The following is a 22,815-nucleotide window of genomic DNA, read 5'->3' as shown; positions in this document are numbered from 1 at the left end:
GGTCCCGGCAGCGGATGACCCACGTGCACGGCGAGCCCGATCGGCGTCCAACCGGCTTCCGAGCACGCCGCCCTTCCGCCACTGTGGCATGATTTGCGCGTTTCGTGCAATGCTGGTTGCGTGATTCGCGCACAAGCGGATGCGGTGCTGGTGCTGGCCGACGATCTGACCGGGGCGGCGGAGACGGCCGCTGTGCTCATGCCCGCCGCCGGCGCCGCGCTGATCGCGCTGTCCGGGCCGCCGTTCACGTCCGCGCCGCCGGTGCTGGTCGGCGACCTCGGCACCCGCTATCACCCCGACGCGAAAGCCCTGGTACGGGCGGCACTCGCGGACGCGGACGGCCGTACCGTCCTCATCAAGATCGACTCGCTGCTGCGCGGGAACGTCGCCGCCACCGTCGCCGCCGCCTCCCTCGACGCGCCCGTGGTCATGGTCCCCGCACTGCCGTCAGCCGGCCGCACGGTCGTGGACGGAGTGCCGTACGTCCAAGGCGTCCCGCTGCGCGAAACGCGCACATGGCACATCGAGCCCAGGCCCGCACCCAGGACGGTCGCCGAAGCGCTCGACGGCCACCCCTTCACGCACATACCCCTCGCCACCGTCCGCGCCGGTCACCCCACCCTGACGGAGGCGCTCGCGCGGGCGTTCGGCGCGGCGGGCCGGGTGGCGATCTGCGACGCGGAGACGGACGCCGACCTCGACGCGGTGGTGGCCGCCGCGTTCGCCGCCGACCCGCGTACCCGCCTGGTGGGAGCCGGCGGCCTCGCCACCGCCCTGGCCCGCGCCCGCGACGGGGGATCGGACGGCGAGGGCCACCCGCCGCCGCCCGAGGGGCCGCCTCCCGGCGCGCCCCTGCTGGTCATCGTCGGGACCGCACACCCCGGCGTGTCCGACCAGGTCGAGCTGTTGATCCGGTACGGCGTTCAGCAGGTCGCCCTGGACTCGGCCGAGCCACCGGACATCACAGCGCCACGCTTACGCCGAGCCCTGGACACGGGGCCCACGGTGCTCACCACCTCGGGCCCCCTGCCCGACGCCTTGGAGGAGATCGTCCAGGACGCCCTCGGCGACCGGCCCGCGAACCTCGTCATGACCGGCGGCGGGACGGCCAGAAGAGTCCTCGACGCGCTCGGCGTCCGCGAGCTGACCCCGGTCGGACAGGTGCACCACGGCGCCGTCCACTGCCACACGCCCCAGGGCCACGCGGTCATCACCAGGCCGGGCGGCTTCGGCGGCCGCGACAGCCTGCTGCGCATGACCGCCCACCTCGCGCCACACCACTTCGAAAGGCACACATGAGCACACCTCTGATCGCCCTCACCATGGGGGACGGCTCCGGCGTCGGTCCCGAAGTCATCGTCGGCGCGCTGAACGCCCCCGAACCGGCCGCGTTCTGCCGCCCGCTCGTCATCGGCGACGCCGGACGCCTGCGCCAGGCCGCCGGCATCCTCGGCGTGACCGCCAGGGTGGAGACGGTGGACGGGGTGGCGGACGCGGTGTTCGAGCCTGGCCGCATCAACGTCATCGACCCCGGCCTGCTCCCGGCCGACCTGCCGTGGGGCGAGGTGTCGGCGGTCGCGGGCAACGCGGCCTACGAGTACGTACGGCTGGCCGCGGAGCTGGCGATGTCCGGCCAGGTGCAGGCGATCTGCACGGCCCCGCTCAACAAGGAGGCCCTGCACGCCGCCGGACACATCTACCCCGGCCACACCGAGCTGCTCGCCCACCTGACCGGCACAGAAGAGGTGTCGATGATGCTCTCGACCGCCAAGGTCAAGGTCATCCACGTCACCACCCACATCGGCCTCATCGACGCGGTCGCGCGCATCGAGCCCGGCCTGGTCGAACGGACGATCCGGCGCGGCGAGGCGGCCATGCGCGGCACCGGCCTGGAGCGTCCCAAGATCGGCGTGTGCGGCATCAACCCGCACGCGGGCGAGAACGGCCTGTTCGGGTACGGCGAGGAGGAGGAGAAGATCGTGCCCGCCGTCGAACGTCTGCGGGCCGAGGGCATGGACGTGCACGGGCCGCTCCCCGCCGACACCGCCTTCTTCCTGGCCGGACGCGGCGACTACGACCTCATCGTGGCCATGTACCACGACCAGGGACACGGCCCCGTCAAGATCCTCGGCCTGGAGGCGGGCGTCAACATCACCGTCGGCCTGCCCGTGATCAGGACCTCCGTGGACCATGGGACCGCGTTCGACATCGCGGGCAAGGGCCTCGCGGACCCCGGCAGCATGATCGAAGCCCTCCGCCAGGCCGCCGAACTCTCCCAGGCGCAGACGTCATGACGGCCCCATCACCACACCCCCGCCCGACGCTGGTCGGGGACGCCGCCGGGGGAGCGCAGAAGGGGCTGAACGGGCGGACCACGGGGGATCGAGCCGCCGGGGAGCAACCTGCGAAGGATCGTGCTGAGAGGACGCGGACCGCGACGGGCCAGAGCGCGGGGGAGCAGCCTGCAAGGGCGCAAACGCCCATGGCGCGAAAACCTAAGACGCAGGGGCTCACGGCGCAGGGGCCCAAGGCGCAGGGGCTCAGTGTGCAGGGGCCCAAGGATCAGGAGTCCAAGGGACAGGGGCCCAAGGATCAGGAGCCTCAAGCACAGGGGGCCGAGATGCAGGGGCTCAAAGCGCAAGGGCCCAAGGGGCGAGGGCCAGCGGCGCCGGAGCCCAAGGGGCAGAAGCCGGGAAGGCAGGTGGCGAAGAGGCAGGAGGTGAAGGGACAGGAGGTGAAGGGACGAGGGCCGAAAGGACGGGGAGCGGACGCGCGGCGAGACGAGATCGTACGCCTGGCCACCGAAACCGGCCTGGCCAGCGTCGAGGAGCTGGCGGCCCGGCTGGGCGTCACGCAGTCCACCATCCGCCGCGACCTGGCCCACCTCAAGGCGGCCGGGCTCCTGGCCCGCACGTACGGCGGCGCGATGGCGGTGGTGACCCACCCGGAGGCGTCGCTGCGGCAGCGCATCGGGGAGGCGTTCGAGGCCAAGCGGGCCATCGCGAGCTGGGCGGCGGCGCAGGTCCGCCCGGGCGAGACGATCCTGCTCGACTCGGGCTCGACCACCGGGGCCCTGGCCCACGAGCTGCGCAACGCCGCCGACCTGACGGTGGCGACCACGGGCCTGACCGCACTGCAGGAGCTGGTGGGCGCGACCGGCGTGCACGTCGAATGCCTCGGCGGTACATTGCGGCACGTCAGCCAGGGCTTCGTGGGCCCGCTCGCGGAGGCGGCGCTGAGCCGGATGACGTTCGACCGGGCGTTCCTGGGCGCGGACGGGGTGACGGCCGAGGACGGCATCTGCGAGGCGAGCCTCCAGCAGACCCGGCTCAAGGAGCTGATGATGGCCCGCTCCCAGCACGTCTACGTCCTGGTCCACGCCGCGAAGCTGGGCCGCCGCCCGTTCCACGCCTGGGCCCGCATGCCGGACCGCTGGACGCTTGTCACGGACGCATCCGCCACGGACGACCTCCTGGAGCCGTTCGCGGCGCGAGGCGTGGAGACGGTGATCGCCATCTAGGTCGCTGGGCCTCCCAGGTGCCGGGCGAAGAAGCGGATCGAGCTGTCGATCTCGAACGGCGGGACGCGGAAGTGGCCGCCGGGGTTGGCGTGCAGGGTCTTCTCGGCGGAGCCGAGCGCGTCGTACAGGCGCATCACCGCGTCCCGCGGATTGCTCTCGTCGTCCCACTGCAGCAGGAACTCCACCGGAACCGTGATCTTCGCCGCGGTGCCGATGAGCCATTCGCTGCCGACGAGGCCGAGCACGGCCGCCGTGATCCGGGGCTCGGCCGCGACGAGGCGGATGCCCATCTCGCCGCCCTGTGAAAGCCCGTAGTAGCCGATGGGCCGGTCGTCGCCGACGGAGCCGAGCTGCTGGAGTGCGTCCAGGGTGGTCTGCCAGTCGGGGATCAGCTCGGCCGCCACGACCTCGTTGAGCTCGGGCCAGGCCGGGCCGAAGGGCTCGCCTGCGGCCTCGCGTTCCTGGATCTCCGCGACGAGCCGCCGGATCTCCGGGTGCTCGGGCCTGTCCCCGGTGCCGGGAGCGTCGATGGCGGCGACCGCGAAGCCGCAGGCGGTGACGTACGGGAAGGCCCGGGAGACGACCTCCCAGCCCTTCTTGTGCGAACCGCCGCCGTGCCCGATGAGGACCAGCGGCCGAGGACCGGATCCCTCGGCGGGCGTCCAGAGCACCCCGGGGACGTCTCCGATGGTGAAAAGCTGCTCGCGGATGCCGTCGGTGACGGTCTCCGAGGTGATCTGCATGAGGTGGATTACAGCGGAATGTCCGCCGGTAAGGCGAGCGATTTCGCTGCGCGGCCAGGTGGCCGGTGCGCGGTGTCCGCCGTAGACCGCCGCTGGGTGGCCGATTCCTCGTCGTACGTCCGGGCGGCCGGACGGCGGCACGCCGCAGACCGATCGCCCGCTGCTCGAGCGCCTGCACAGGACTGCCGGAGGAGACGGCCCAGAAGGCAGGCGGGCAAGTGCGGGCGGCCCAGAAGGCAAGCGGGCAAGTGCGGGCGGCCCAGAAGGCAAGCGGGCAAGTGCGGGCGGCCCAGAAAGCAGGCGGGGCAAGTGCGGGCGGCCCGGAAAGCAGGCAGGGCAGCGCGGGCGGCGCGCCGCGTCTGGACGGCAGGCATGGCCTTCGGCCGGTGCGGGTGAGAACGGCAGCGACTCGTGCGCGTCGTACGGTGGCATGGGCTCGGCGGCTCCACCCACCGGGCACCGCCCCTTACGACAGCGAAAAGCCCCAGGAACATCGCCTGGGGCCTCGGTGCGGGACGTGTGGACGATACTGGGATTGAACCAGTGACCTCTTCCGTGTCAGGGAAGCGCTCTCCCGCTGAGCTAATCGTCCATATTGAGTTGTCACTCAGAGCGGAAGACGGGATTCGAACCCGCGACCCTCACCTTGGCAAGGTGATGCTCTACCCCTGAGCCACTTCCGCGAGGCGTTGGTCTTTATTTTACCGGATCCCGAAGGCTCCGAAGACCGGCCGAGGTGGAGACGGGATTTGAACCCGTGTAGACGGCTTTGCAGGCCGCTGCCTCGCCTCTCGGCCACTCCACCAGGAGTCACGCTCCGAGCGGAAGACGGGATTCGAACCCGCGACCCTCACCTTGGCAAGGTGATGCTCTACCCCTGAGCCACTTCCGCGTGTCTGCTCCGGCGGCGATGCGCCGGGCTCACGGGAAAACCATATCGTCTCCACGGAGTGCCCGTGCGCATCGCGGGCCGTCGAAAACCGATTCGCGGCGATCGATCGCCGATTCGCGGCGGTGGATCGCCGCTTCGTGGCCGGCCGATCGCCCGTTCGTGACGGTGAGGCGCCGGCGTCAGGCCTTCGGATCCACCAGCCGTACGTCCGATGCCATCACGAACATCACCCGGTGCCCGAGCTGGATCTGGTGGTAGCGGGTCTTGCCGGTGGTGGTGACGTGCTTGGAAGGCCGGAAGGCGTTGGCGGAGTAATGGGTGCCGGTGATCGTGTCGCCCACCGTGTACGTCTGCCCCGGCGGGATCTTGTACTTGAGCGGCGTCAGCGGCTGCGGCGACGCCTTGGTGTAGGCCGACCTCTCGGGGTAGGCGCGGCCGTACACCTTGACCGCCCCCGAGATGGGCGTGACGAGCGGGCCCTTGGCGGGGATGGCGGTCGGCTTGGCGGCCGGGTTGTGGAACCACGCCTTCTGCCCCAGGTACCAGATGGCCGTCCAGTCGCCCTTGCGTTCGGCGACGGCGTAGCGCTGGCCGGTGGAGGCGCGGGCGCTGTGGTCGTACACGCTGTACGTGCTCGGCTTGCCCGGATGCTTGCCGATGTCGTTCACCAGCGGCGCGCTGTGGCTGGGTGACTTGTGCAGCCAGACGGTGGAGGCGCCGTGCGACGGGCACGCCTTGTCGGGCTTGGTGGCCTCGCAGCCGGTGAAGCGCGGCCGGTTGCTGTCGTAGTCGGGCCTGATGATGATCGAGTTGCCGTTCTTGGCCGCCTTGAACGGCTTCTTCATCAGCTCGAAGTAGTGCGCCCAGTCCCAGTACGGGCCGGGGTCCTCGTGCATGCCCGCCACGGTCGCGGGCGTCGTCCCCGGCACGTTGTCGTGGCCGAGGATGTGGGCGCGGTCGAGCGGGATGCGGTATTTGGCGGCGAGGTAGCGCACCAGGCGGGCCGACGACCGGTACATCGCCTCGGTGTACCAGGTGCCGCCCTTGGCCAGGTAGCCCTCGTGCTCGATGCCGATGGAGCGGGTGTTGACGTCCCAGTTGCCGGCGTGCCAGGCGATGTCGTTGGTGGCGACGTGCTGGGCCACGTGCCCGTCGCGGGAGCGGATCGTGTAGTGCCAGCTCACGTACTTGGGGTTGCGGATGAGGGAGGGGATGCCCTGGTAGCCGCCCTCGGTGTCGTGGATGACGATGTAGTCGACCGAGCGCTTGCGCGACAGGCGGTCGTGGTTGCCGTAGTCGCGGTTCTTCTTCTTGCCGAAGCGCCTGTGCGCGGCGGGCATCCACTCGCAGTGCAGCGAGGCGGGGCATTCGGCCTTGCCGCCCGCCGTGTGCCCCTTGGGCGTGCCGGGCTCGTCCTCCTCGTCGAGCTCGGGGAGGTCATCGCCGGAGACGAAGTCGCCCGGGTCGGCGAGCTCGGGGAACGCGGCGGGGTCCCAGATGGTGTCGGGCTGCAGGTCGGGGATGGGGTCGAGCTCCACCACGTGCCCGTCGTCGGTACGCCGCCGCGCGCCCTCCCGCATCACCGCGAACACCTCGTCGGCGAACGCCCTGGCCGACTTCGGATCGCCGGCCCCGGCGTACTTGGCGACCGCGGCGTGCCAGTCGGCCGGGTCGGTGCTGGGGCGGTCCTGGTAGGAGGCGAGCAGGGCGGCGCCTGCGCGGATGTTGGCGGCCGGGTCGCGGCGCAGCAGTTCCTCGGGCAGCCCGGCGAGCTTGGCCGCCTCCGGCAGCGTGGTGGGCTGCCGGGCGGCGGCGGTGCGCATCGCCGCGTGGGTGATGGCGTCGACCTTGGGGGACATCGGCCTGCTCTCGTCGCCGCGCGGGTCGGCGTGCCCGTCGCCGAGGTGCTCATGACCGGCGGCGCCGGCAGGGAAGGCGTCCACCAGGTGCATCGGGCCGTAACCGCCGGCGGTGCTGGGCCGCCCGCCGTTGGCGTCCCACCGCGACTCCAGGTACGACACCGCGAGCAGCACGCTCTCCGGCACCCCGTACTCCCGGGCTGCGGCGGCGAAGTCCGCCTGGCGGCCCGTCGCCGCCGCGGCTGCGGGTGCGGAGGTGGTGGCCGGCGAGGTCGTGAGGGGGAGGCCGGCCGGCACGGTGAGGACGCCGGCGACCAGGCCGGCGGCGAGCCAGAGCTGCATGTACATCTCCCCAGGAACGTCACGATATGACTACTCAGCGTAACCATTCCCAGAAAGGGATGTGTCAGACGGGTCGGTTGATACGCATGTGATCAGCCTGATCTCCCGGCGAACGTGGCATCTTGATCATGCGAGAGTGATCGGCCGACACCGCTCGGCGCATTTCCTGCCCGATATCGGGCAGGATGTTGGCGTGTCTCGTTCCAGAGCCGTATGGTCCTCGTCTGTGTCCACGGCACGGCATCCGTACGAAGATCTCATCGCGCACCTCACGCGGACGAGCCCGCTCGGCCCCGGCGAGGCCGCCCGCGTGATCGCCGACGTGCTGGCCTACTTCTCCGAGTCCACGGAGGAGTTCGTCAGGCGCCGGCACGGCGAGCTGAAGGCGCGCGGCCTGACCAACGACGAGATCTTCCCCCGGATCGCCTCGGAGTTACGGAGCCGCAGGGTCGCGGCTCCGGAGCTGTCCCTCAGGCAGCTCCGCAGGATCGTCTACGGATGAGAAGGAGACCTCGATGTGCGGAATCGTGGCCTATGTCGGCCCCAAGGACGCCGCGCCCATCTTGCTGGAGGGGCTGCAGCGGCTGGAATACCGGGGCTACGACTCGGCCGGAATCGTGGTGTCCAACAAAGGGCTGAAGGTACGCAAGGTCAAGGGCCGGGTCGCCGACCTGGCCAAGGTGGTGCCGGCGCGGTTCAAGGGCGGCCTCGGCATCGGGCACACGCGGTGGGCCACCCACGGCGTGCCGAGTGACGTCAACGCGCACCCCCACCTGTCGGCCGACGAGCGCATCGCGGTCGTGCACAACGGCATCATCGAGAACGCCGCCGAGCTGCGCGCCAAGCTGGAGGCCGACGGCGTGGTGTTCGCGTCCGAGACCGACACCGAGGTGCTCGCCCACCTGATCGCCCACGCCGTCGACGAGAACGAGACGCTGGAGGAGGCCGTCAGGAAGACGCTCAAGAGCGTCGTCGGCACCTACGGCATCGCGGTGATCGACGCCGAGCGGCCCGGCGAGGTGGTCGTGGCCCGCAACGGCAGCCCGATCGTGCTGGGCATCGGCGAGAAGGAGATGTTCGCCGCCTCCGACGTGGCCGCGCTGGTCCGCTACACCCGCCAGGTCGTGCACCTGGAGGACGGCGAGCTGGCGGTGATCAAGGCCGACGGCTTCCACACCTTCTCCAGCGACGCCCGCGAGACGGCCAAGGAGCCGCTGACCGTCGACTGGGACGCGGGGCACTACGACACCGGCGGCTACGAGCACTACCTGCTCAAGGAGATCTCCGAACAGCCCGAGACCATCACCAGGACGATGAGCGGGCGGCTGGACGAGCGCTTCCACGTGGCCCACCTGGGCGGGCTCAACATGGACGCCCGCGAGACCCGCGGCTTCCGCCGCGTGAAGATCATCGGGTGCGGGTCGGCGTACTACTCGGGGCAGATCGGGGCGCAGCTCATCGAGGAGCTGGCACGCATCCCGTCCGACGCCGAGCCGGCCAGCGAGTTCCGCTACCGCAACCCCGTCGTGGACCCCGACACCCTCTACGTCGCGATCAGCCAGTCGGGCGAGACCTACGACACGCTGGCCGCCGTGCAGGAGCTCAAGCGCAAGGGCGGCCGGGTCATCGGCATCGTCAACGCCGTCGGCAGCGCCATCGCGCGCGAGGTGGACGGCGGCATCTACCTGCACGCGGGCCCCGAGGTCTCGGTGGCCTCGACCAAGGCGTTCACCTCGACCTGCCTGGCGTTCGCGCTGCTCGCGCTGCACCTCGGCCGGGTGCGCGACCTGTCGCCCGCCGACGGCCGGCGCATCGTCGAGGGCCTGCGCCGCCTGCCCGGCCAGATCGAGCAGATACTCGGGCAGAGCGACCACATCGCCGCGCTGGCCAAGAAGTACGCCCCGCACCCGAGCATGATGTTCGTCGGGCGCGTGCGCGGCTACCCGGTGGCGCGCGAGGGCGCGCAGAAGCTCAAGGAGATCTCGTACGTGCACGCCGAGGCGTATCCGGCGAGCGAGCTCAAGCACGGGCCGCTCGCGCTCATCGGCCCGGACATGCCGACGGTCGCGATCGTCCCAGACGACGAGCTGCTCGACAAGAACCTCACCACGCTCGGCGAGATCCGCGCCCGCGGCGGCCAGGTGCTCATGGTGGGCCACCGCGAGCCCGACCCCAAGCTGGCCGACGACGTCATCGTCATCCCGAAGAACGAGATCGAGCTGGACCCGATCCTGCTGACCATTCCGCTGCAGCTCTTCGCCTACTACGCCGCGGTGGCACTCGGCCGCGACGTCGACAAGCCACGTAATCTTGCCAAGAGCGTTACGGTGGAGTAGCTAATCCAAAATGGTCCAGCCTATCGTTAAATCGCCGCGGACGTCATAAATTCAAAGTGTGCGGCAGTTCGACCATCGCAGGCCCCATCCCGCACGCATGTATGACTACATGCTCGGCGGGAAGGACAACTTCGCGGTCGATCGCCAGGCCCTCGATCAGCTCGCCGAGCTGATCCCGGAGGCGGTCCCGCTGGCCCGCGCGAACCGGGCCTTCCTTCAGCGTGCCGTACGCTACGTCGCCCGCGCCGGGGTCGACCAGTTCCTCGACCTCGGCAGCGGGCTGCCCACGCAGGGCAGCGCGCACGAGGTGGCGCCGGAGGCCAAGGTGGTCTACGTCGACTGCGACCCCGTGGTGCGGGCGCACGCCGCGGTCCTGCTCAGGCGCTCGCCGGGCAGGGCCCGTTTCGTTCAGGCGAACCTGCTCGATCCCGGCGACGTGCTGGACAAGGCGGGGGAGTTCCTCGACTTCGACCGTCCCGTCGGGGTGCTGCTGGTGTCGATCCTGCACTTCATCCCCGACTCCGACGATCCGCAGGGGGCTGTGGCGGCGCTGCGCGAGCGGCTGGCGCCGGGCAGCCACCTGGTGATCTCCCACGCCACGACGGGCCGCGCCGACGATGACGAGCCGTCGTACACCCGCCCCGGCAGCGGGACCGATCGCTCGCCCGCGCGGATCAGGGAGTTCTTCGGCGACTTCCCGCTGGAGCCGCCCGGCCTGGTGCAGGCCACGGACTGGCGGCCGGACCGGCCCAAGCTGGTGGGGGACTGGTCGCTGCCGTCGTCCCTCATGGCCGGAGTTGCCCGTAAAGCCTAATAAGCCCAAAAATCAAGAAAAATCGTGAACTATAGCGATTTTGAATAACGACCGTGACCCCGGTGTATAGCCTGCCGTAATGGGTTAATAACCTGGAGTAATGGGGGTTTCGGGGGAGAAGCACATGCGCCGCCGGCGCTTTCTGGCCTGCGGCCTCGGCATGGCCGCCGCCGTCGCCGGCTGCGGGACCGAGCGGGCCGGGGGAGCCGTGCCGGTCGCCGGGTTCACGCTCAAGCCGGACGGACGGCGCTGGGAACGGGTCGGCCAGGCGTTCGCCGGGGCGGCGCAGGCCGTGGGCTACCAGCCGGGCGGCGGCTTCGACCTGGCACTGAGCGGCCTGCCCGCGGCGGCCGCCGCCGAACTCAACAACAGCCAGAGCATTCTCGAGACCGCCACCCCGCTCGCCAGGCTCAGCGGCGAGGCCCTGGTCGTGGTCGTCCCCGACGGCTCGCCGCTGAAGGACTTCGGCGACTTCGGCGCGCGGATGCTGGCCGACCCCGGGCGCACCCGGCTGGCCGGCGGCTCGCCGGGCGAGCCCGACCACCTGCTGTTCGGTCTCATCGCGCGGGCGCTCGGCGCCGACACCCGGCAGGTCGACTACACCGGCTACCCCAGCGGTGGCGAGGTCATGGCCGCGCTGCTGTCCGGCAGGGCCGTGGCCGCCGCGGGTCCGCTGTCCACCTGGCGGGCCGGGATCGAGCGCAGGCGGATCAGGCCGCTTGCGGTCTCGTCGGCCACCCGTCTGCCCGAGCTGGACGCGCCGACCCTGCTGGAGTGCGGCGTGCGGGTCGACTTCTCCGACTGGGTGGGCGCGTTCGGCCCGGAAGGCATGGCGGAGGAGGGCCGCGAGGCCGCCGTGCACATGTGCGACGAGGTGCTCGGCTCCTCCGCGTGGGAGGCCGCCTGCCGGGCCGCGGGCTGGCTGCCGATCCCGCTGGCCGGCGACGACTTCGCCCGCTGGCTGCACACCGAGCTGGCCCGCACCCGCGCCGTGCTGCGGGACCTCGGCATGGTCGACACGACCAAAGCCACAACATGCTGGGGTAGTTGCGGGAACGGCCACTAGATGTAGGATCTCGCTCGTCGCTGGTTCGCCTCATCGGAGGCGGAGCAAAAGGGAACCCGGTGAGATTCCGGGGCTGCCCCGCAGCGGTGAGCGGGAACGACCGCCGTCATCAGCACTGGAGAGATCCGGGAAGCGACGGCCAGTAGGTGCTCCACGGAGCTGGAGCGTGCCCGCGAGCCCGAAGACCTGCCAGCGATGCGCCGGGCCGTGCGCCCGTGCGCGCAGTGTTCATGGCCTCGAGGGCGGGCCGGGCACACGCGGGATCGGCGCGCCGCGCCGCGCTCCGCCGTGCTCTCGCCTGCCTTTCGAGGGGAGGCTCGCGAGGAGAGAGAGCACGTGACCCAGATCGTTGAGGTTGACCGCCGGCTGGCCATCGAGGAGGCCGCCGCCCGGGTGATCGCCGATCCGGCCAACTCCCGGGTCGCCGCCGGGCTGCTGGCCGAGGAGATCGCCGACGAGGCGGCCGGGCAGGGCGTGCGGACGTTCTCCGAATCCATCGCCGCCACGCACGCGGCCGGGCTGATCCAGGACCGCCTCGCCGAGTTCGTCGCCGCGCACGCGGCCGAGCTGGACGCGCTGGTCTCGGACGCGGCGGACGCCCGTTTCGAGTACTTCGGGCTCCGTACGGTCTACGACCGCTACCTGCTGCGCCACCCCGAGACGCGGGCGGTGCTCGAGCGGCCCCAGCACTTCTTCATGCGCGTGGCCTGCGGGCTCTCCGGCACCGTCGCGGAGGCGGCCGAGCTGTACGCGCTGATGTCCACGCTGTCCTACCTGCCCAGCTCGCCCACGCTGTTCAACTCCGGCGCGCGCCGCCCGCAGCTGTCGTCGTGCTTCCTGCTCGACTCGCCGCGCGACGAGCTGGAGGCCATCTACGAGCGGTACGGCCAGGTGGCCAGGCTGTCGAAGTACGCGGGCGGCATCGGCATCTCGTGGACCCGGGTGCGCTCGCGCGGCTCGCTGATCAGGGGCACCAACGGTCACTCCAACGGCATCGTGCCGTGGCTGCGCACGCTCGACGCCTCGGTGGCGGCGGTCAACCAGGGTGGCCGGCGCAAGGGCGCGGCCTGCGTCTATCTGGAGACCTGGCACGCCGACATCGAGGAGTTCCTGGAGCTGCGCGACAACACCGGCGAGGACGCCCGCCGCACCCACAACCTCAACCTCGCCAACTGGGTGCCCGACGAGTTCATGCGCCGGGTCGAGGCCGACGAGATGTGGTCGCTGTTCGACCCGAAGGAGGTGCCGGATCTCACCGACCTGTACGGGGAGGAGTTCGACGCGAGATATCGCGCTTACGAGGCCGCCGGGCGATATGTCCGGCAGATTCCCGCTCGCACCCTGTACGGCCGCATGATGCGCACCCTCGCCCAGACCGGCAACGGCTGGATGACGTTCAAGGACGCCGCCAACCGCACCTCCAACCAGACGGCCCGCCCGGAGAACGTCATCCACCTGTCCAACCTGTGCACCGAGATCCTGGAGGTCACCAGCGACGCCGAGACGGCGGTGTGCAACCTCGGCTCGGTCAACCTGGCCGCCCACCTGAACGGCGGTGACATGGACTGGCAGCGGCTGCGCCGCACCGTGCGCACCGCCGTACGCGTCCTCGACCGCACCATCGACCTCGGCTTCTACCCGACGCCGCAGGCCGAGGCGGCCAACAAGCGGTGGCGGCCGATCGGGCTCGGCGTGATGGGCCTCGCCGACGTGTTCTTCACGCTGCGGCTGCCGTTCGACTCGCCGCAGGCTCTCGAGCTGTCCACCAGGATCGCCGAGGAGATCGCGCTGGCCGCGTACGACACCTCGGCCGACCTCGCGGCCGAGCGCGGCCGGCACCCCTCGTACGACGAGACCAGGGCGGCCGGGGGAGTGCTGCACCCCGACCACTACGGCGCGGCCACCGGCCCGCGCTGGGACGCGCTGCGCGCGAAGATCGCCGAGACCGGCCTGCGCAACTCGCTGCTGGTCGCGATCGCCCCCACCGCCACCATCGCCTCGATCGCCGGCTGCTACGAGTGCATCGAGCCGCAGGTGTCCAACGTGTTCAAGCGCGAGACCCTGTCGGGCGAGTTCCTCCAGGTCAACCGCTACCTGGTGGCCGATCTGAAGGCGCGCGGGCTGTGGACCGACCAGGTGCGCGACGACATCAAGCGGGCCGACGGCTCGGTGCAGCAGGTGCCTGGCGTGCCCGGCGACCTCAAGCAGCTCTACCGCACGGCCTGGGAGCTGCCGCAGAAGGCGCTCATCGACCTGGCCGCCGCGCGGCAGCCGTACATCGACCAGTCGCAGTCGCTCAACCTGTTCATGGCGAGCCCGACCATCGGCAAGCTCTCGTCGATGTACGCCTACGCCTGGAAGAAGGGCCTGAAGACCACCTACTACCTGCGCTCGCGGCCCGCGACGCGCATCGCGCAGACCACGGTCGCCGCGCCCCCGGCGCAGGCGGTGGCCTGCTCTCTTGAGAACCCCGAGACCTGCGAAGCCTGCCAGTAAGGAGCCCCGACGATGCTGCTCGACCCCGGCATGGACCTCACCCTGCGGCCCATGCGCTACCCCGCCTTCTACGAGCGCTTCCGCGCCGCCATCCGCAACACCTGGACGGTCGAGGAGGTGGACCTGCACTCCGACCTCGCCGACCTGGCGAAGATGACGCCGCAGGAGCGGCACCTGATCAACCGGCTGGTCGCCTTCTTCGCCACCGGCGACTCGATCGTGGCCAACAACCTCGTGCTCAACCTCTACCAGCACGTCAACGCCCCCGAGGCGCGCCTGTACCTGAGCAGGCAGCTCTTCGAGGAGGCGGTGCACGTGCAGTTCTACCTGACGCTGCTCGACACGTACCTGCCGGACCCGGACGAGCGGGCCAAGGCGTTCGCCGCGATCGAGCACATCCCGTCGATCCGCGACAAGGCCGAGTTCTGCTTCAAGTGGATCGACTCCATCCAGGGGCTGGACCGGCTGGAGACGGCCGCGCAGCGCCGCCAGTTCCTGCTCAACCTCATCTGCTTCGCCGCCTGCATCGAGGGCCTGTTCTTCTACGGCGCCTTCGCCTACGTCTACTGGTTCCGCTCGCGCGGGCTGCTCGGCGGCCTGGCCACGGGGACGAACTGGGTGTTCAGGGACGAGTCCATGCACATGGAGTTCGCCTTCAGCGTCGTGGACACCGTACGGGCCGAGGAGCCCGAGCTGTTCGACGACGAGCTGGGCAAGCAGGTCACGGAGATGCTGGAGGAGGCCGTGGCCGCCGAGCTGGCCTTCGCCGAGGACCTGTGCGGCGACGGCATGCCGGGCATGGGCGTCGAGCAGATGCGCCTTTACCTCGAATACGTGGCCGACCAGCGACTGGTTCGTCTGGGTCTGCCCAAGAGGTACGGTTCTGCCAATCCGTTCGCCTTCATGGAATTGCAGGACGTCCAGGAACTCGCCAACTTCTTCGAACGGCGTGTCTCGGCGTACCAAGTGGCAGTAGAGGGCAATGTGAGCTTTGACGAGACGTTCTAAGACATAGGGGGCAGGTAACGTGCACTCTCCAGCGGACTGGCCGATCCTCGGGATCTCGGTGATCGGCTCGATCCTCCTGGTGGAGGTGGCCAGGCGGCTGCTTCGCAGGGCCAGCCGCAAATGGGACCCGGCCCGTCACCTCCTGGAGCACTGCACGTGGCCCGCCTTCCTGACCGCCGCCGTCGTCGCGTTCAACCTGGTCTTCGGGCCCGGCATGTTCGGCGACACGCCGGGCGAGCGGGCCCTGGCCAGGACCGTCCAGCAGGTGCTCGGCCTGGTCACCATCGCCGCCGTCACCTGGCTCATCGTGCAGGCCACGTACGCGCTGACCGACGTCGTGCTCGAACGGCTCGTCCGGGTCGAGGGTGAGCGCAACCGGCGGGCCCGGCGCATCATGACGCAGATCGCGCTGGTCCGCCGCATCGCCGCCGCCGCCATCATCGTCATCGCGATCGGCGCGATGCTCTTCTCCTTCCCGCAGGTGCGGGCGCTCGGCGCCGGTCTGCTCGCCTCGGCGGGCATCGCCGGCGCCATCGTCGGCATCGCCGCCCAGCCCACGCTCGGCAACGTGGTGGCCGGGCTGCAGCTCGCCTTCAGCGACGCGATCAGGATCGACGACGTGGTCGTGGTGGAGAAGGAGTGGGGGCGCATCGAGGAGCTGACGCTCACCTACGTCGTGCTCAGGCTCTGGGACGAGCGCCGCCTGGTGCTGCCGGTGTCGTACTTCACGCAGAACCCGTTCGAGAACTGGACCCGGCACGGCAGCCGCGTGCTCGCCGTGGTGTACCTGCGGGTGGACTGGTCGGTGCCGGTGCCCAAGCTGCGCGACGCCCTCTATGAGTTCCTGCAGACGAACGCCCTGTGGGACCAGAAGGACTGGACGCTCCAGGTCACCGACGTGCACGAGAACGGCCTGGTCGAGCTGCGGGCCCTGATGAGCGCCGCCGACTCGCCGTCGGCGTGGGACCTCAAGTGCGACGTGCGCGAATTCCTCGTCAACTACATCAGGGAGAACTACCCCGACTCGCTCCCGCGCTTCCGCGTGGAAACCCCGGAGAGCCGCCTCGGCGTCGGCAATGCATCCGGAAACAGCCTCGGAAACAACGCTGGAAACAGCGTCGTACGGGACGCCGGCGAATAAATCGGTGGCCGCGGCGTTGATCGCCCGCCTATCGTGGAAGGCGTCCAGCGACGGGAGAAAGGCGGGAGAAATGCGCGACACGTGCCTCGGCAGGCCGTCCGCCATCCTCCTTGAGCTGCGGCGACGGCTTGTCTGAGCGTTCTTCTGAACGCAATCGGGAAAGCCGCCTCGCCCCCTCCGAGGCGGCTTTGCTGTCATGTACGCGCCGGGCGCGGGGCGGCCTGATCAGCTCCTCACGTCCGGACTCGCGGCCCTGAAAGGAAAGGGCCGCCGGGCCACGGCCTGGCCGTCGGGAATGGCGCCCCCCGGCCGGACCCCGCCCTCGCCCCGGGCCGGTTCACGCCGGCCGGGCCCGGGGCCCGAAACCTCCGTCCGCGCGTCGATCGCCGATGCCGGGGCAGTGGACGGTCATGAAAGGCAAAGTCCTGCTGAAGACCGCGCTCGCGGTCACCGCCACCGCCGTCGCCGGCTCGCTCGGCACCGACCCCCGCTCCACCTGGTACCAGCGGCTGAAGAAACCGTCCTGGCAGCCGCCCCCGCAGGCGTTCCCGCTGGTCTGGACCCCCTTGTACGGGCTCATCGCGTACGCGGGCGCCCGCGCCGCCTCCCGCGCGGACGCCGAGCGGAAACAGGCGTTCACCCGCGCGCTCGCCGCCAATCTGGCGCTCAACGCGGCCTGGCCCGCGCTGTTCTTCCGCACCCGCACCCCAAGGCTGGCGCTCGCCGAGATCCTCCTGCTCAACGCCTCCAACGCGCTGCTCATCCGCAGGACCTGGGCGGCCGACAGGAAGGCCGCGCTGCTGCTGACGCCGTACGCGGGCTGGACGGTGTTCGCCGCCGCGCTCAACGGCGCCATCGCCCGCCGCAACCCCGGCGCCTGACCGTCACCAGCGCTGGCGGGCCTCCTCCGCCCAGCCGGTCAGGCCGTCGAGCTCGACCCACGTGCCGTCGTCGGCCCGCGCCCGCCCGCCGAAGTGACCGAAGCACTGGTGCGTCTCGGAGCCCACGACGCCCAGCTCCGTGCGGGCGACGCGCTCGTGGAACGGCGTGAAGACCGCCTGCACCCGCTCGCCGGTGATCCGCCACGGCTTCATCCAGTCGCCGCGGTCGTACTGCCAGGCGAGCTCCTCGCCGATCTTGTGCAGCCGGCCGTCGAGGAACAGCGCGTTCTCCGTCATCCCGGTGCCGTCGGTCCACTTGCCGCCGAGCTGGATCGCCCGGCCGGGCGCGCTGCCCGCCGCCCAGTTCCACACCGCCCGGTACGGCCAGCGCCCCCGCCCGTGGTCCAGCACGGCGAACGCATCAGGGCCGCCGATCTCGTACGTGGCCGCGCCGAGCCTGAGCCGGCCGCGTACGGGACGGCCGACGTCCTTGACCGTGTACTGAAAGCGCCGCGGCCCCCACGGCACCACCACGCCCAGCGACTCGTGGTCTTCGGGCAGCGGGATATCGAGCTCGACCTCGGCCTGCGCGGTCACGGCCCGGATCGAGGCGCCGTCCGGCCGCTGCACCAGATCGACGGCCAGCCCCGGGGCGCGGGCCGACGCGGTGCCCTCGCCGCTGCGCTCCGGCAGCACGCTCCCGCGCGCCAGCGGCACCACCGCGTCCTTGACGTGCTCGTCGCCGGTCGCGCGGTCCAGCACGTACAGGCCGTGCACGCCGGCGTAGTCGAGCGAGGACACCACCAGGCCGATCACGTGGGACGGCGTGACCACGCCCCAGTACTCCCAGCGCTTGGTGCGGCCCCAGCCGCGCAGGTTGGCCCGGTGCAGCGGGCGGCGCGTCCAGCCGACCGCCCGGGGGTTCAGCCGCCCGTCCGGCAGGCACAGGTCGACGGCCTCGGTGATCTCCCGCTCGTGGGTCGTCATGATCGCAGCGTAGCCGGGCGGGCGCGGAAGCCCATACGGCCTCCGCGCCCGCCCGGCTACGCGCGTTCAGTGCTGGTTCAGTTCTCGTTCACGGCCTGGAGCGCGGGGGCGGCGCTCGGGTCCTCCTCGGGCTTGTAGCCGAGGCGGCCGCGGGTGAGGAGCAGGACCACCAGGGCGCCGCCGAGGCCGGCGAGCAGGGTGACCATGCCGGCGGTGTCGGGGTCGGTGATCGTCGGGAACATGTCCGAGAAGGCGATCGACATGAAGTTGTTGACGCTGACGTGCAGCACGATGATCAGCGGCAGGCTCTGGCCGGTGCGGTTGAACACCCAGGTGATCACGAAGCTGAACGACCAGGCGAAGCCGATGAACACCAGGACGTGCTCCAGCGTGACGTTGGGGTAGCCGCCCCACTCGGTGAGGAAGAGCGGCAGGTGCCAGATGCCCCACAGCGGGCCGAGGATCATGGTGGCGCCGAACGGGCCGTACTTGCGCTGCATGCGGGCCAGCGCGAAGTCACGCCAGCCGGGCTCCTCGGCCAGGCCCGTGGTGACCATCTGGATCAGCAGGCCGGGGATGTAGGCGGCCAGCACCGCCGCGGGCGGCATCTTCACGGCGCCGTCGGAGAGTGCCAGCGAGGTGATGACGAGGGTGACCGGCACGCCCACGGCGGTGATCACGTACCAGAACCAGCGCACCCGCCACTTGGTCATGCGCCCGACCCAGCGGCGGATCCCCTCCTTACCCTCGGTGATCCGCGTCACGAGGTAGGCGGAGAAGATCGGGCCGAGGTAGGCGCCCGGCAGCACGCCGAGGAACTGGGTCGTGCCGAGCAGGGCGGGGAAGTCGAAGTCCCAGATGCCGAGGCCCTGGTTCGAGAGCGCGTACGGCGTCCATGCCACCCAGCTCAGCAGGTTGGCCAGGACGAAGAAGCTGATGAGCGGGCGGCGGCGGATGAAACCTGCGAGCCCGCCCTGGCTCGGCGAAGCCTGGGTGGCGGGGGTGCTGTCGACAGCCATGTGTAGGTATTCCTTGGAGGTCTGCTTGACGGACAGGACAAGCACATCAGCCGGAACCCCCTCGCGTCGTTCCCGCGTACGCCCCAATGCAGGTATAGCCAGGGGTACCGTTTCTTGACACGCGCCGTGACCGAAACGCACTGATCCGTGTAGGCTGCTCCCGGTTCGACGATGATCTCGTGCATCCGGTGAGGAGGAGCACATGCCGGCCACGACCGGGGGACATCGGCGGCTGAAGCTGCGGCGCGCCGCGTTCGCCCGGGGCCGGCTCACCATCGACGCGCTTGAGCGGCTCGCCACCGGGTTCGGCACCGCCGTGCTCGCGCTGCTCACCGCGCTGCTGGTGCTCATCATGCTGCTCGGCTGCCTGATCGGCCTCGGCGGCAAGCTGGCGCCCCTGGCGCTGCGCGGCCTGCGCCAGGCGGCCGACCGCGAGCGCCGCCGCCTGTCCGAGTGGGGGCCCGACCTCGTCGAGCCGGGGCCGCCGCTCGCCCGGCTGAAGCCCGCGCTGAGCGACCCCACGGTGCGGCGCGAGGCGGCCTGGATGGTCGTGCACGGCACCTTCGGGCTGCTCGTCGGCCTGCTCGGGCTCACCTTCCCCATCCACGCCGTGCAGGACGCGACCTTCTGGGCCTGGTGGTGGCTGGTGCCGTCCGACGAGGCGGCGACCGCCGCACTGGGGCTGTGGATCGTCGACGACCTGCCCAGCGCGCTCGCCGTGATCCTCTTCACACCCGGCCACCTCGCGGTCACCGTCGCCGTCTCGCCGCTCCTCGCCCGCCTGCAGGCATGGCCGGGCAGGCGGCTGCTCGCCCCCGACCCTGACGCCGACCTGGCCCTGCGGGTGGCGCACCTCACCGCCACCCGCGCCGCCGCGCTCGACGCGCACGCCGCCGAGCTGCGCAGGATCGAGCGGGCCCTGCACGACGGCGCCCAGAACCGGCTGGTCACGGTCAACGTGCTGCTCGGGGCGGCGCTGCGGGCGCTCGAACGCGACCCCGCGACCGCCAGGGAGCCGCTCGAACGCGCGCAGAGCGCCGCCGAACAGGGCCTCGCCGAGCTGCGCCAGGTGGTACGGCAGATCCTGCCGCCCGTGCTGACCGACCGGAGCCTGCCCGACGCGCTCGCCGGGCTCGCCGCGTCCTGTCCCGTCCCCTGCCGGGTCGACGCCGACGTGCCGGTCAGGGCCGCCGCGTCGGTCGAGGCCACCGCCTACTTCGTGGTCGCCGAGGCGCTGACCAACATCGCCAAGCACAGCGGCGCCGCCCGCGCGGCCGTGCAGGTGCGCCGCCGCGGCGACCGGCTGTATCTCCAGGTCGTGGACGACGGGCGCGGCGGCGCCGACGCGCGCGCGGGCTCCGGCCTCGACGGGATGCGGGGCCGGGTCGAGGCGCACGACGGCACGTTCAAGGTCTCCAGCCCGCCGGGAGGGCCGACCGTCGTCCGGGTGGAGCTGCCCTGCGGCGTGTGAGGTCAGCTCCCCGCCGCGGTTAGCACGATCCTGCCGAACACCTCGCCCGCGTCCATCGCGCGGTGCGCCTCCACAGCCCGCTCCAGGGGCAGCACCCCGTGCACCACGCCGGCCAGCTCGCCCCGGCTCGCGGCGGCGAGCTGCTGGGCGGTCACCTCGCGCCGCTCGCCCTCGGGCACCGTGGCCGCGCTGAAGGTGGCGAACGACAGCGACCGCTGGAACGCCGTGAGCAGCTCCATGCCGAAGTCCGCGGGCGGCGGGCCCGCCACGGTGCCGACCACCACCATGCGGCCGTTCGGGTTGAGCCGGGTGAGGAACGCGGGCAGCCCGAGACCGGCGACGACGTCGATGATCACGTCGTACGTTCCGGGCGCGTCCGGGTCGCCGCCGCCTGAGCGGTCGAGCACGTGCGTCGCGCCGAGCCCGCGCAGGCGTTCGCCGCGTTCCCGCGATGAGGTCGTGACGGCCACCACGCTCGCGCCCTGCCGCGCGGCGAGCTGCACCGTCATGATGCCGAGGCTTCCTGCGGCACCGCGCACCAGCACCGACTCGCCGGGCGCGAACCGGGCGTGCCGCAGGCCGAAGTGCGCCACCACGCCCGCGCCGCCGAGCGCCACGGCGTCCACGGCGTCCAGCCCACCGGGCAGGTGGTGCAGGGCCGTGACCGGCACGGCGACCTGCTCGGCATAGCCGCCGCCCACTCCGGTGGCCGCCCACACGCGCCGCCCCACCCACGCCGGATCCGCCCCCGGGCCGACCGCCGTCACCGTTCCGGCGATCTCGCCGCCGGGGATGTGGCCGGGCTTGAAGCCGTACGCGGCGAGCGCGCCGCTGCGGATCAGCACGTCGGCGCCCGCGACGCCGGTGGCCTCGACCGCGACGAGCGCCTGCCCCTCGCCGGGGACCGGGGCGGGCAGCTCGACGACCTCCATGCCCTCGGGCGGGCCGAACTCCTGGATGACCACTGCTTTCACGGGTCTCGCCTTCCTTCATCGCGCGCATGCGCGGGCTTAGCGGACGATGTTATTCCGCTTAATCAGCTTACCGGACGATGCCCTTCCGCTTATCCGGGGGCTGGAGGGAAAATGCGTTGTCCCTCGTCATGGCCGGTTGGTAGACCTGGCGTTCTCCGACGATGAGGGGGATGTCGCGATGCTCACCGGTGCGCTCGTCCGGCTGCGGGCCCTGGAGCCCGCCGACAGCGAGGCCATGTGGCGCTGGTACCACGATCCCGAGGTCGGCCGGTGGATGGACGCCGGCCCGCCCATCTCGCTGGCCCAGAACATGGAGAAGGGCCAGAACCGGCCGCGCAACACGTTCGAGCAGATGCAGCTCGGCATCGAGACCCTGGAAGGGCAGAAGTTCATCGGCTACGTCGCGCTCGGCGACACCGACTTCGTGCGCGGCGAGGCCGTGCTGCAGAGCGTCGCCATCGGCGACCCCGGCTACCGGGGCGGCGGCTACGGCACCGACGCCGTCCGCGTGATCAGCCGCTACGCGTTCGAGGAGATGGGCCTGCACCGCCTGATGCTGTGGGTGGTGGCCGACAACGTGCGGGCGGTGCAGGCGTACAAGAAGGTGGGCTTCGTGGAGGAGGGACGCCGCCGCGAGGCGTTCCGCGCCCGCGGCAAGCGCTACGACTACCTGATGATGGGCCTTTTGGAGCACGGGCTGAAGTAGCCCGTACGTCAGCTCCGCAGGCCGGCCCGCTCCTCCAGATAGGCGAGGGCGCCGACGGCGTCCTCGGCGAAGAACACCAGCTCGGTGACGGGGACGGGGAGGAAGCCCTCGGCCTCCATGCGCTCGAACTGCTGCTTGAGCCCGTCGTAGAAGCCGGCCGTGTTGAGCAGCACGACGGGCTTGGCGTGCATGCCGTGCTTCTTCAGCTCAAGGATCTCGGTGGCCTCGTCGAGCGTGCCGCTGCCGCCCACCATGACGACGAACGCGTCGGCACGGGCCAGCAACCGCGCCTTGCGCTCGGCCAGGTCACGAGTGATCACCATCTCGTCGGCGCCGGGACGGGCCAGGTGGGCGAGGAACTCGACCGAGATGCCCACCAGCCGCCCGCCCGCCTCCTGCACGCCGTCGGCCATCACCTTCATCAGTCCCGAGTCGGAGCCGCCCCACACCAATGTGTGGCCGCCCTCGCCGATCAGCTTCGCCAACTCGCGGGCGGGCACGGTGTAGCGGTCGTCGAGGTCGGCGGCGGAGCAGAAGACGCAGATGTTCACGCCGGCCAC

At 71.2% G+C, this 22,815-nt stretch carries 19 protein-coding genes, 4 tRNA genes and 1 riboswitch; of the genes, 13 read left to right on the top strand and 10 right to left on the bottom strand.

The features are described from left to right. Positions 1 to 120 precede the first annotated feature (120 nt). The 3 genes from AB0K67_RS28650 (at position 121) to AB0K67_RS28640 (ending at position 3,520) form a co-directional block, all read left to right on the top strand. Positions 121 to 1,299 (top strand): four-carbon acid sugar kinase family protein, encoded by a 1,179-nt coding sequence (locus AB0K67_RS28650; protein ID WP_364066497.1) that lies wholly within the window; start codon positions 121 to 123, stop codon positions 1,297 to 1,299. Then, a complete protein-coding gene (gene pdxA / locus AB0K67_RS28645; RefSeq protein ID WP_364066494.1) occupies positions 1,296 to 2,294 on the top strand; it encodes a 4-hydroxythreonine-4-phosphate dehydrogenase PdxA in 999 nt (332 codons plus the stop codon). The genes AB0K67_RS28650 and pdxA overlap by 4 nt, the downstream gene beginning before the upstream one ends. Before the next feature lie 440 nt (positions 2,295 to 2,734). Continuing rightward, complete coding sequence (locus tag AB0K67_RS28640; protein ID WP_364066492.1) at positions 2,735 to 3,520, top strand: DeoR/GlpR family DNA-binding transcription regulator; 786 nt, start codon at positions 2,735 to 2,737, stop codon at positions 3,518 to 3,520. Here the strand turns inward: AB0K67_RS28640 and AB0K67_RS28635 are convergent. The 6 genes from AB0K67_RS28635 to AB0K67_RS28610 all read right to left on the bottom strand — a co-directional run bounded on the left by AB0K67_RS28635 (position 3,517) and on the right by AB0K67_RS28610 (position 7,356). Beyond that, complete coding sequence (locus AB0K67_RS28635) at positions 3,517 to 4,263, bottom strand: alpha/beta fold hydrolase (protein WP_364066490.1); 747 nt, start codon at positions 4,261 to 4,263, stop codon at positions 3,517 to 3,519. The genes AB0K67_RS28640 and AB0K67_RS28635 overlap by 4 nt on opposite strands. Before the next feature lie 520 nt (positions 4,264 to 4,783). Continuing rightward, a tRNA-Val gene (locus tag AB0K67_RS28630) sits at positions 4,784 to 4,855 on the bottom strand. A 19-nt stretch (positions 4,856 to 4,874) separates the two neighbouring features. Next, positions 4,875 to 4,946 (bottom strand) — tRNA-Gly (locus AB0K67_RS28625). A 51-nt stretch (positions 4,947 to 4,997) separates the two neighbouring features. Next, positions 4,998 to 5,068 (bottom strand) — tRNA-Cys (locus AB0K67_RS28620). Positions 5,069 to 5,083: 15 nt separating this feature from the next. Then, a tRNA-Gly gene (locus AB0K67_RS28615) sits at positions 5,084 to 5,155 on the bottom strand. A 179-nt stretch (positions 5,156 to 5,334) separates the two neighbouring features. Continuing rightward, positions 5,335 to 7,356: an N-acetylmuramoyl-L-alanine amidase gene (locus AB0K67_RS28610; RefSeq protein WP_364066487.1), complete on the bottom strand. Its 2,022-nt coding sequence runs from the start codon at positions 7,354 to 7,356 to the stop codon at positions 5,335 to 5,337. Between the two features lie 226 nt (positions 7,357 to 7,582). On the opposite strand from AB0K67_RS28610, the gene AB0K67_RS28605 reads away from it, so the two are divergent. From AB0K67_RS28605 to AB0K67_RS28570, 8 genes are all read left to right on the top strand, one after another. Further along, complete coding sequence (locus tag AB0K67_RS28605) at positions 7,583 to 7,858, top strand: hypothetical protein (protein ID WP_364066484.1); 276 nt, start codon at positions 7,583 to 7,585, stop codon at positions 7,856 to 7,858. A gap of 13 nt (positions 7,859 to 7,871) precedes the next feature. Beyond that, on the top strand, positions 7,872 to 9,692 hold the full coding sequence (glmS, locus tag AB0K67_RS28600) for a glutamine--fructose-6-phosphate transaminase (isomerizing) (RefSeq protein ID WP_364066481.1): 1,821 nt from the start codon (positions 7,872 to 7,874) through the stop codon (positions 9,690 to 9,692). 58 nt (positions 9,693 to 9,750) lie between these two features. Then, positions 9,751 to 10,506, top strand: a complete 756-nt coding sequence (locus AB0K67_RS28595; RefSeq protein ID WP_364066479.1) for an SAM-dependent methyltransferase — start codon at positions 9,751 to 9,753, stop codon at positions 10,504 to 10,506. A gap of 100 nt (positions 10,507 to 10,606) precedes the next feature. Then, positions 10,607 to 11,572, top strand: coding sequence for a tripartite tricarboxylate transporter substrate-binding protein (locus AB0K67_RS28590; protein ID WP_364066476.1), 966 nt, complete (start codon positions 10,607 to 10,609; stop codon positions 11,570 to 11,572). 4 nt (positions 11,573 to 11,576) lie between these two features. After that, positions 11,577 to 11,781, top strand: a riboswitch (cobalamin riboswitch). Positions 11,782 to 11,908: 127 nt separating this feature from the next. Continuing rightward, the gene (locus AB0K67_RS28585) at positions 11,909 to 14,068 is read left to right on the top strand and encodes a ribonucleoside-diphosphate reductase subunit alpha (RefSeq protein ID WP_364066473.1); all 2,160 of its coding nucleotides are present in this window, start codon (positions 11,909 to 11,911) and stop codon (positions 14,066 to 14,068) included. 12 nt (positions 14,069 to 14,080) lie between these two features. Beyond that, positions 14,081 to 15,076 carry a ribonucleotide-diphosphate reductase subunit beta gene (locus tag AB0K67_RS28580; RefSeq protein ID WP_364066470.1) on the top strand — a complete coding sequence of 332 codons (996 nt, stop codon included), beginning with the start codon at positions 14,081 to 14,083 and terminating at the stop codon, positions 15,074 to 15,076. 19 nt (positions 15,077 to 15,095) lie between these two features. Further along, positions 15,096 to 16,217 carry a mechanosensitive ion channel domain-containing protein gene (locus AB0K67_RS28575; RefSeq protein ID WP_364066467.1) on the top strand — a complete coding sequence of 374 codons (1,122 nt, stop codon included), beginning with the start codon at positions 15,096 to 15,098 and terminating at the stop codon, positions 16,215 to 16,217. Positions 16,218 to 16,627: 410 nt separating this feature from the next. Further along, positions 16,628 to 17,098, top strand: a complete 471-nt coding sequence (locus AB0K67_RS28570) for a TspO/MBR family protein (RefSeq protein WP_364066464.1) — start codon at positions 16,628 to 16,630, stop codon at positions 17,096 to 17,098. A 3-nt stretch (positions 17,099 to 17,101) separates the two neighbouring features. On the opposite strand, the gene AB0K67_RS28565 is transcribed toward AB0K67_RS28570, so the two are convergent. Beyond that, entirely contained in the window at positions 17,102 to 18,085 is a 984-nt protein-coding gene (locus AB0K67_RS28565) for a DUF2804 domain-containing protein (protein ID WP_364066461.1), read from the bottom strand. A 77-nt stretch (positions 18,086 to 18,162) separates the two neighbouring features. Next, complete coding sequence (locus tag AB0K67_RS28560) at positions 18,163 to 19,104, bottom strand: type II CAAX endopeptidase family protein (RefSeq protein WP_364066458.1); 942 nt, start codon at positions 19,102 to 19,104, stop codon at positions 18,163 to 18,165. Positions 19,105 to 19,306: 202 nt separating this feature from the next. On the opposite strand from AB0K67_RS28560, the gene AB0K67_RS28555 reads away from it, so the two are divergent. Further along, positions 19,307 to 20,575, top strand: a complete 1,269-nt coding sequence (locus AB0K67_RS28555; RefSeq protein WP_364066455.1) for a sensor histidine kinase — start codon at positions 19,307 to 19,309, stop codon at positions 20,573 to 20,575. Positions 20,576 to 20,577: 2 nt separating this feature from the next. On the opposite strand, the gene AB0K67_RS28550 is transcribed toward AB0K67_RS28555, so the two are convergent. Then, complete coding sequence (locus tag AB0K67_RS28550; protein WP_364066452.1) at positions 20,578 to 21,549, bottom strand: zinc-binding dehydrogenase; 972 nt, start codon at positions 21,547 to 21,549, stop codon at positions 20,578 to 20,580. Between the two features lie 178 nt (positions 21,550 to 21,727). On the opposite strand from AB0K67_RS28550, the gene AB0K67_RS28545 reads away from it, so the two are divergent. Continuing rightward, the gene (locus AB0K67_RS28545) at positions 21,728 to 22,255 is read left to right on the top strand and encodes a GNAT family protein (protein ID WP_364066449.1); all 528 of its coding nucleotides are present in this window, start codon (positions 21,728 to 21,730) and stop codon (positions 22,253 to 22,255) included. An 8-nt stretch (positions 22,256 to 22,263) separates the two neighbouring features. Here the strand turns inward: AB0K67_RS28545 and AB0K67_RS28540 are convergent, their stop codons facing one another. Next, positions 22,264 to 22,806: a TIGR00730 family Rossman fold protein gene (locus AB0K67_RS28540; protein ID WP_364066446.1), complete on the bottom strand. Its 543-nt coding sequence runs from the start codon at positions 22,804 to 22,806 to the stop codon at positions 22,264 to 22,266. Positions 22,807 to 22,815 lie beyond the last annotated feature (9 nt).

It is taken from the genome of Nonomuraea sp. NPDC052634, assembly GCF_040678535.1.
GTDB lineage: Bacteria > Actinomycetota > Actinomycetes > Streptosporangiales > Streptosporangiaceae > Nonomuraea > Nonomuraea fastidiosa.
Note: the sequence above shows the minus strand (reverse complement) of the source record. Positions and strands in the feature narration are given on the sequence as shown.

Bases quoted from the DNA above. Each gene is read 5' to 3' on its own strand.
- pdxA (WP_364066494.1), top strand. From the start codon at position 1,296: ATGAGCACACCTCTGATCGCCCTCACCATGGGGGACGGCTCCGGCGTC.
- AB0K67_RS28635 (WP_364066490.1), bottom strand. From the start codon at position 4,263: ATGCAGATCACCTCGGAGACCGTCACCGACGGCATCCGCGAGCAGCTT.
- AB0K67_RS28610 (WP_364066487.1), bottom strand. From the start codon at position 7,356: ATGCAGCTCTGGCTCGCCGCCGGCCTGGTCGCCGGCGTCCTCACCGTG.
- glmS (WP_364066481.1), top strand. From the start codon at position 7,872: ATGTGCGGAATCGTGGCCTATGTCGGCCCCAAGGACGCCGCGCCCATC.
- AB0K67_RS28590 (WP_364066476.1), top strand. From the start codon at position 10,607: ATGGGGGTTTCGGGGGAGAAGCACATGCGCCGCCGGCGCTTTCTGGCC.
- AB0K67_RS28580 (WP_364066470.1), top strand. From the start codon at position 14,081: ATGCTGCTCGACCCCGGCATGGACCTCACCCTGCGGCCCATGCGCTAC.
- AB0K67_RS28570 (WP_364066464.1), top strand. From the start codon at position 16,628: ATGAAAGGCAAAGTCCTGCTGAAGACCGCGCTCGCGGTCACCGCCACC.
- AB0K67_RS28565 (WP_364066461.1), bottom strand. From the start codon at position 18,085: ATGACGACCCACGAGCGGGAGATCACCGAGGCCGTCGACCTGTGCCTG.
- AB0K67_RS28560 (WP_364066458.1), bottom strand. From the start codon at position 19,104: ATGGCTGTCGACAGCACCCCCGCCACCCAGGCTTCGCCGAGCCAGGGC.
- AB0K67_RS28555 (WP_364066455.1), top strand. From the start codon at position 19,307: ATGCCGGCCACGACCGGGGGACATCGGCGGCTGAAGCTGCGGCGCGCC.
- AB0K67_RS28545 (WP_364066449.1), top strand. From the start codon at position 21,728: ATGCTCACCGGTGCGCTCGTCCGGCTGCGGGCCCTGGAGCCCGCCGAC.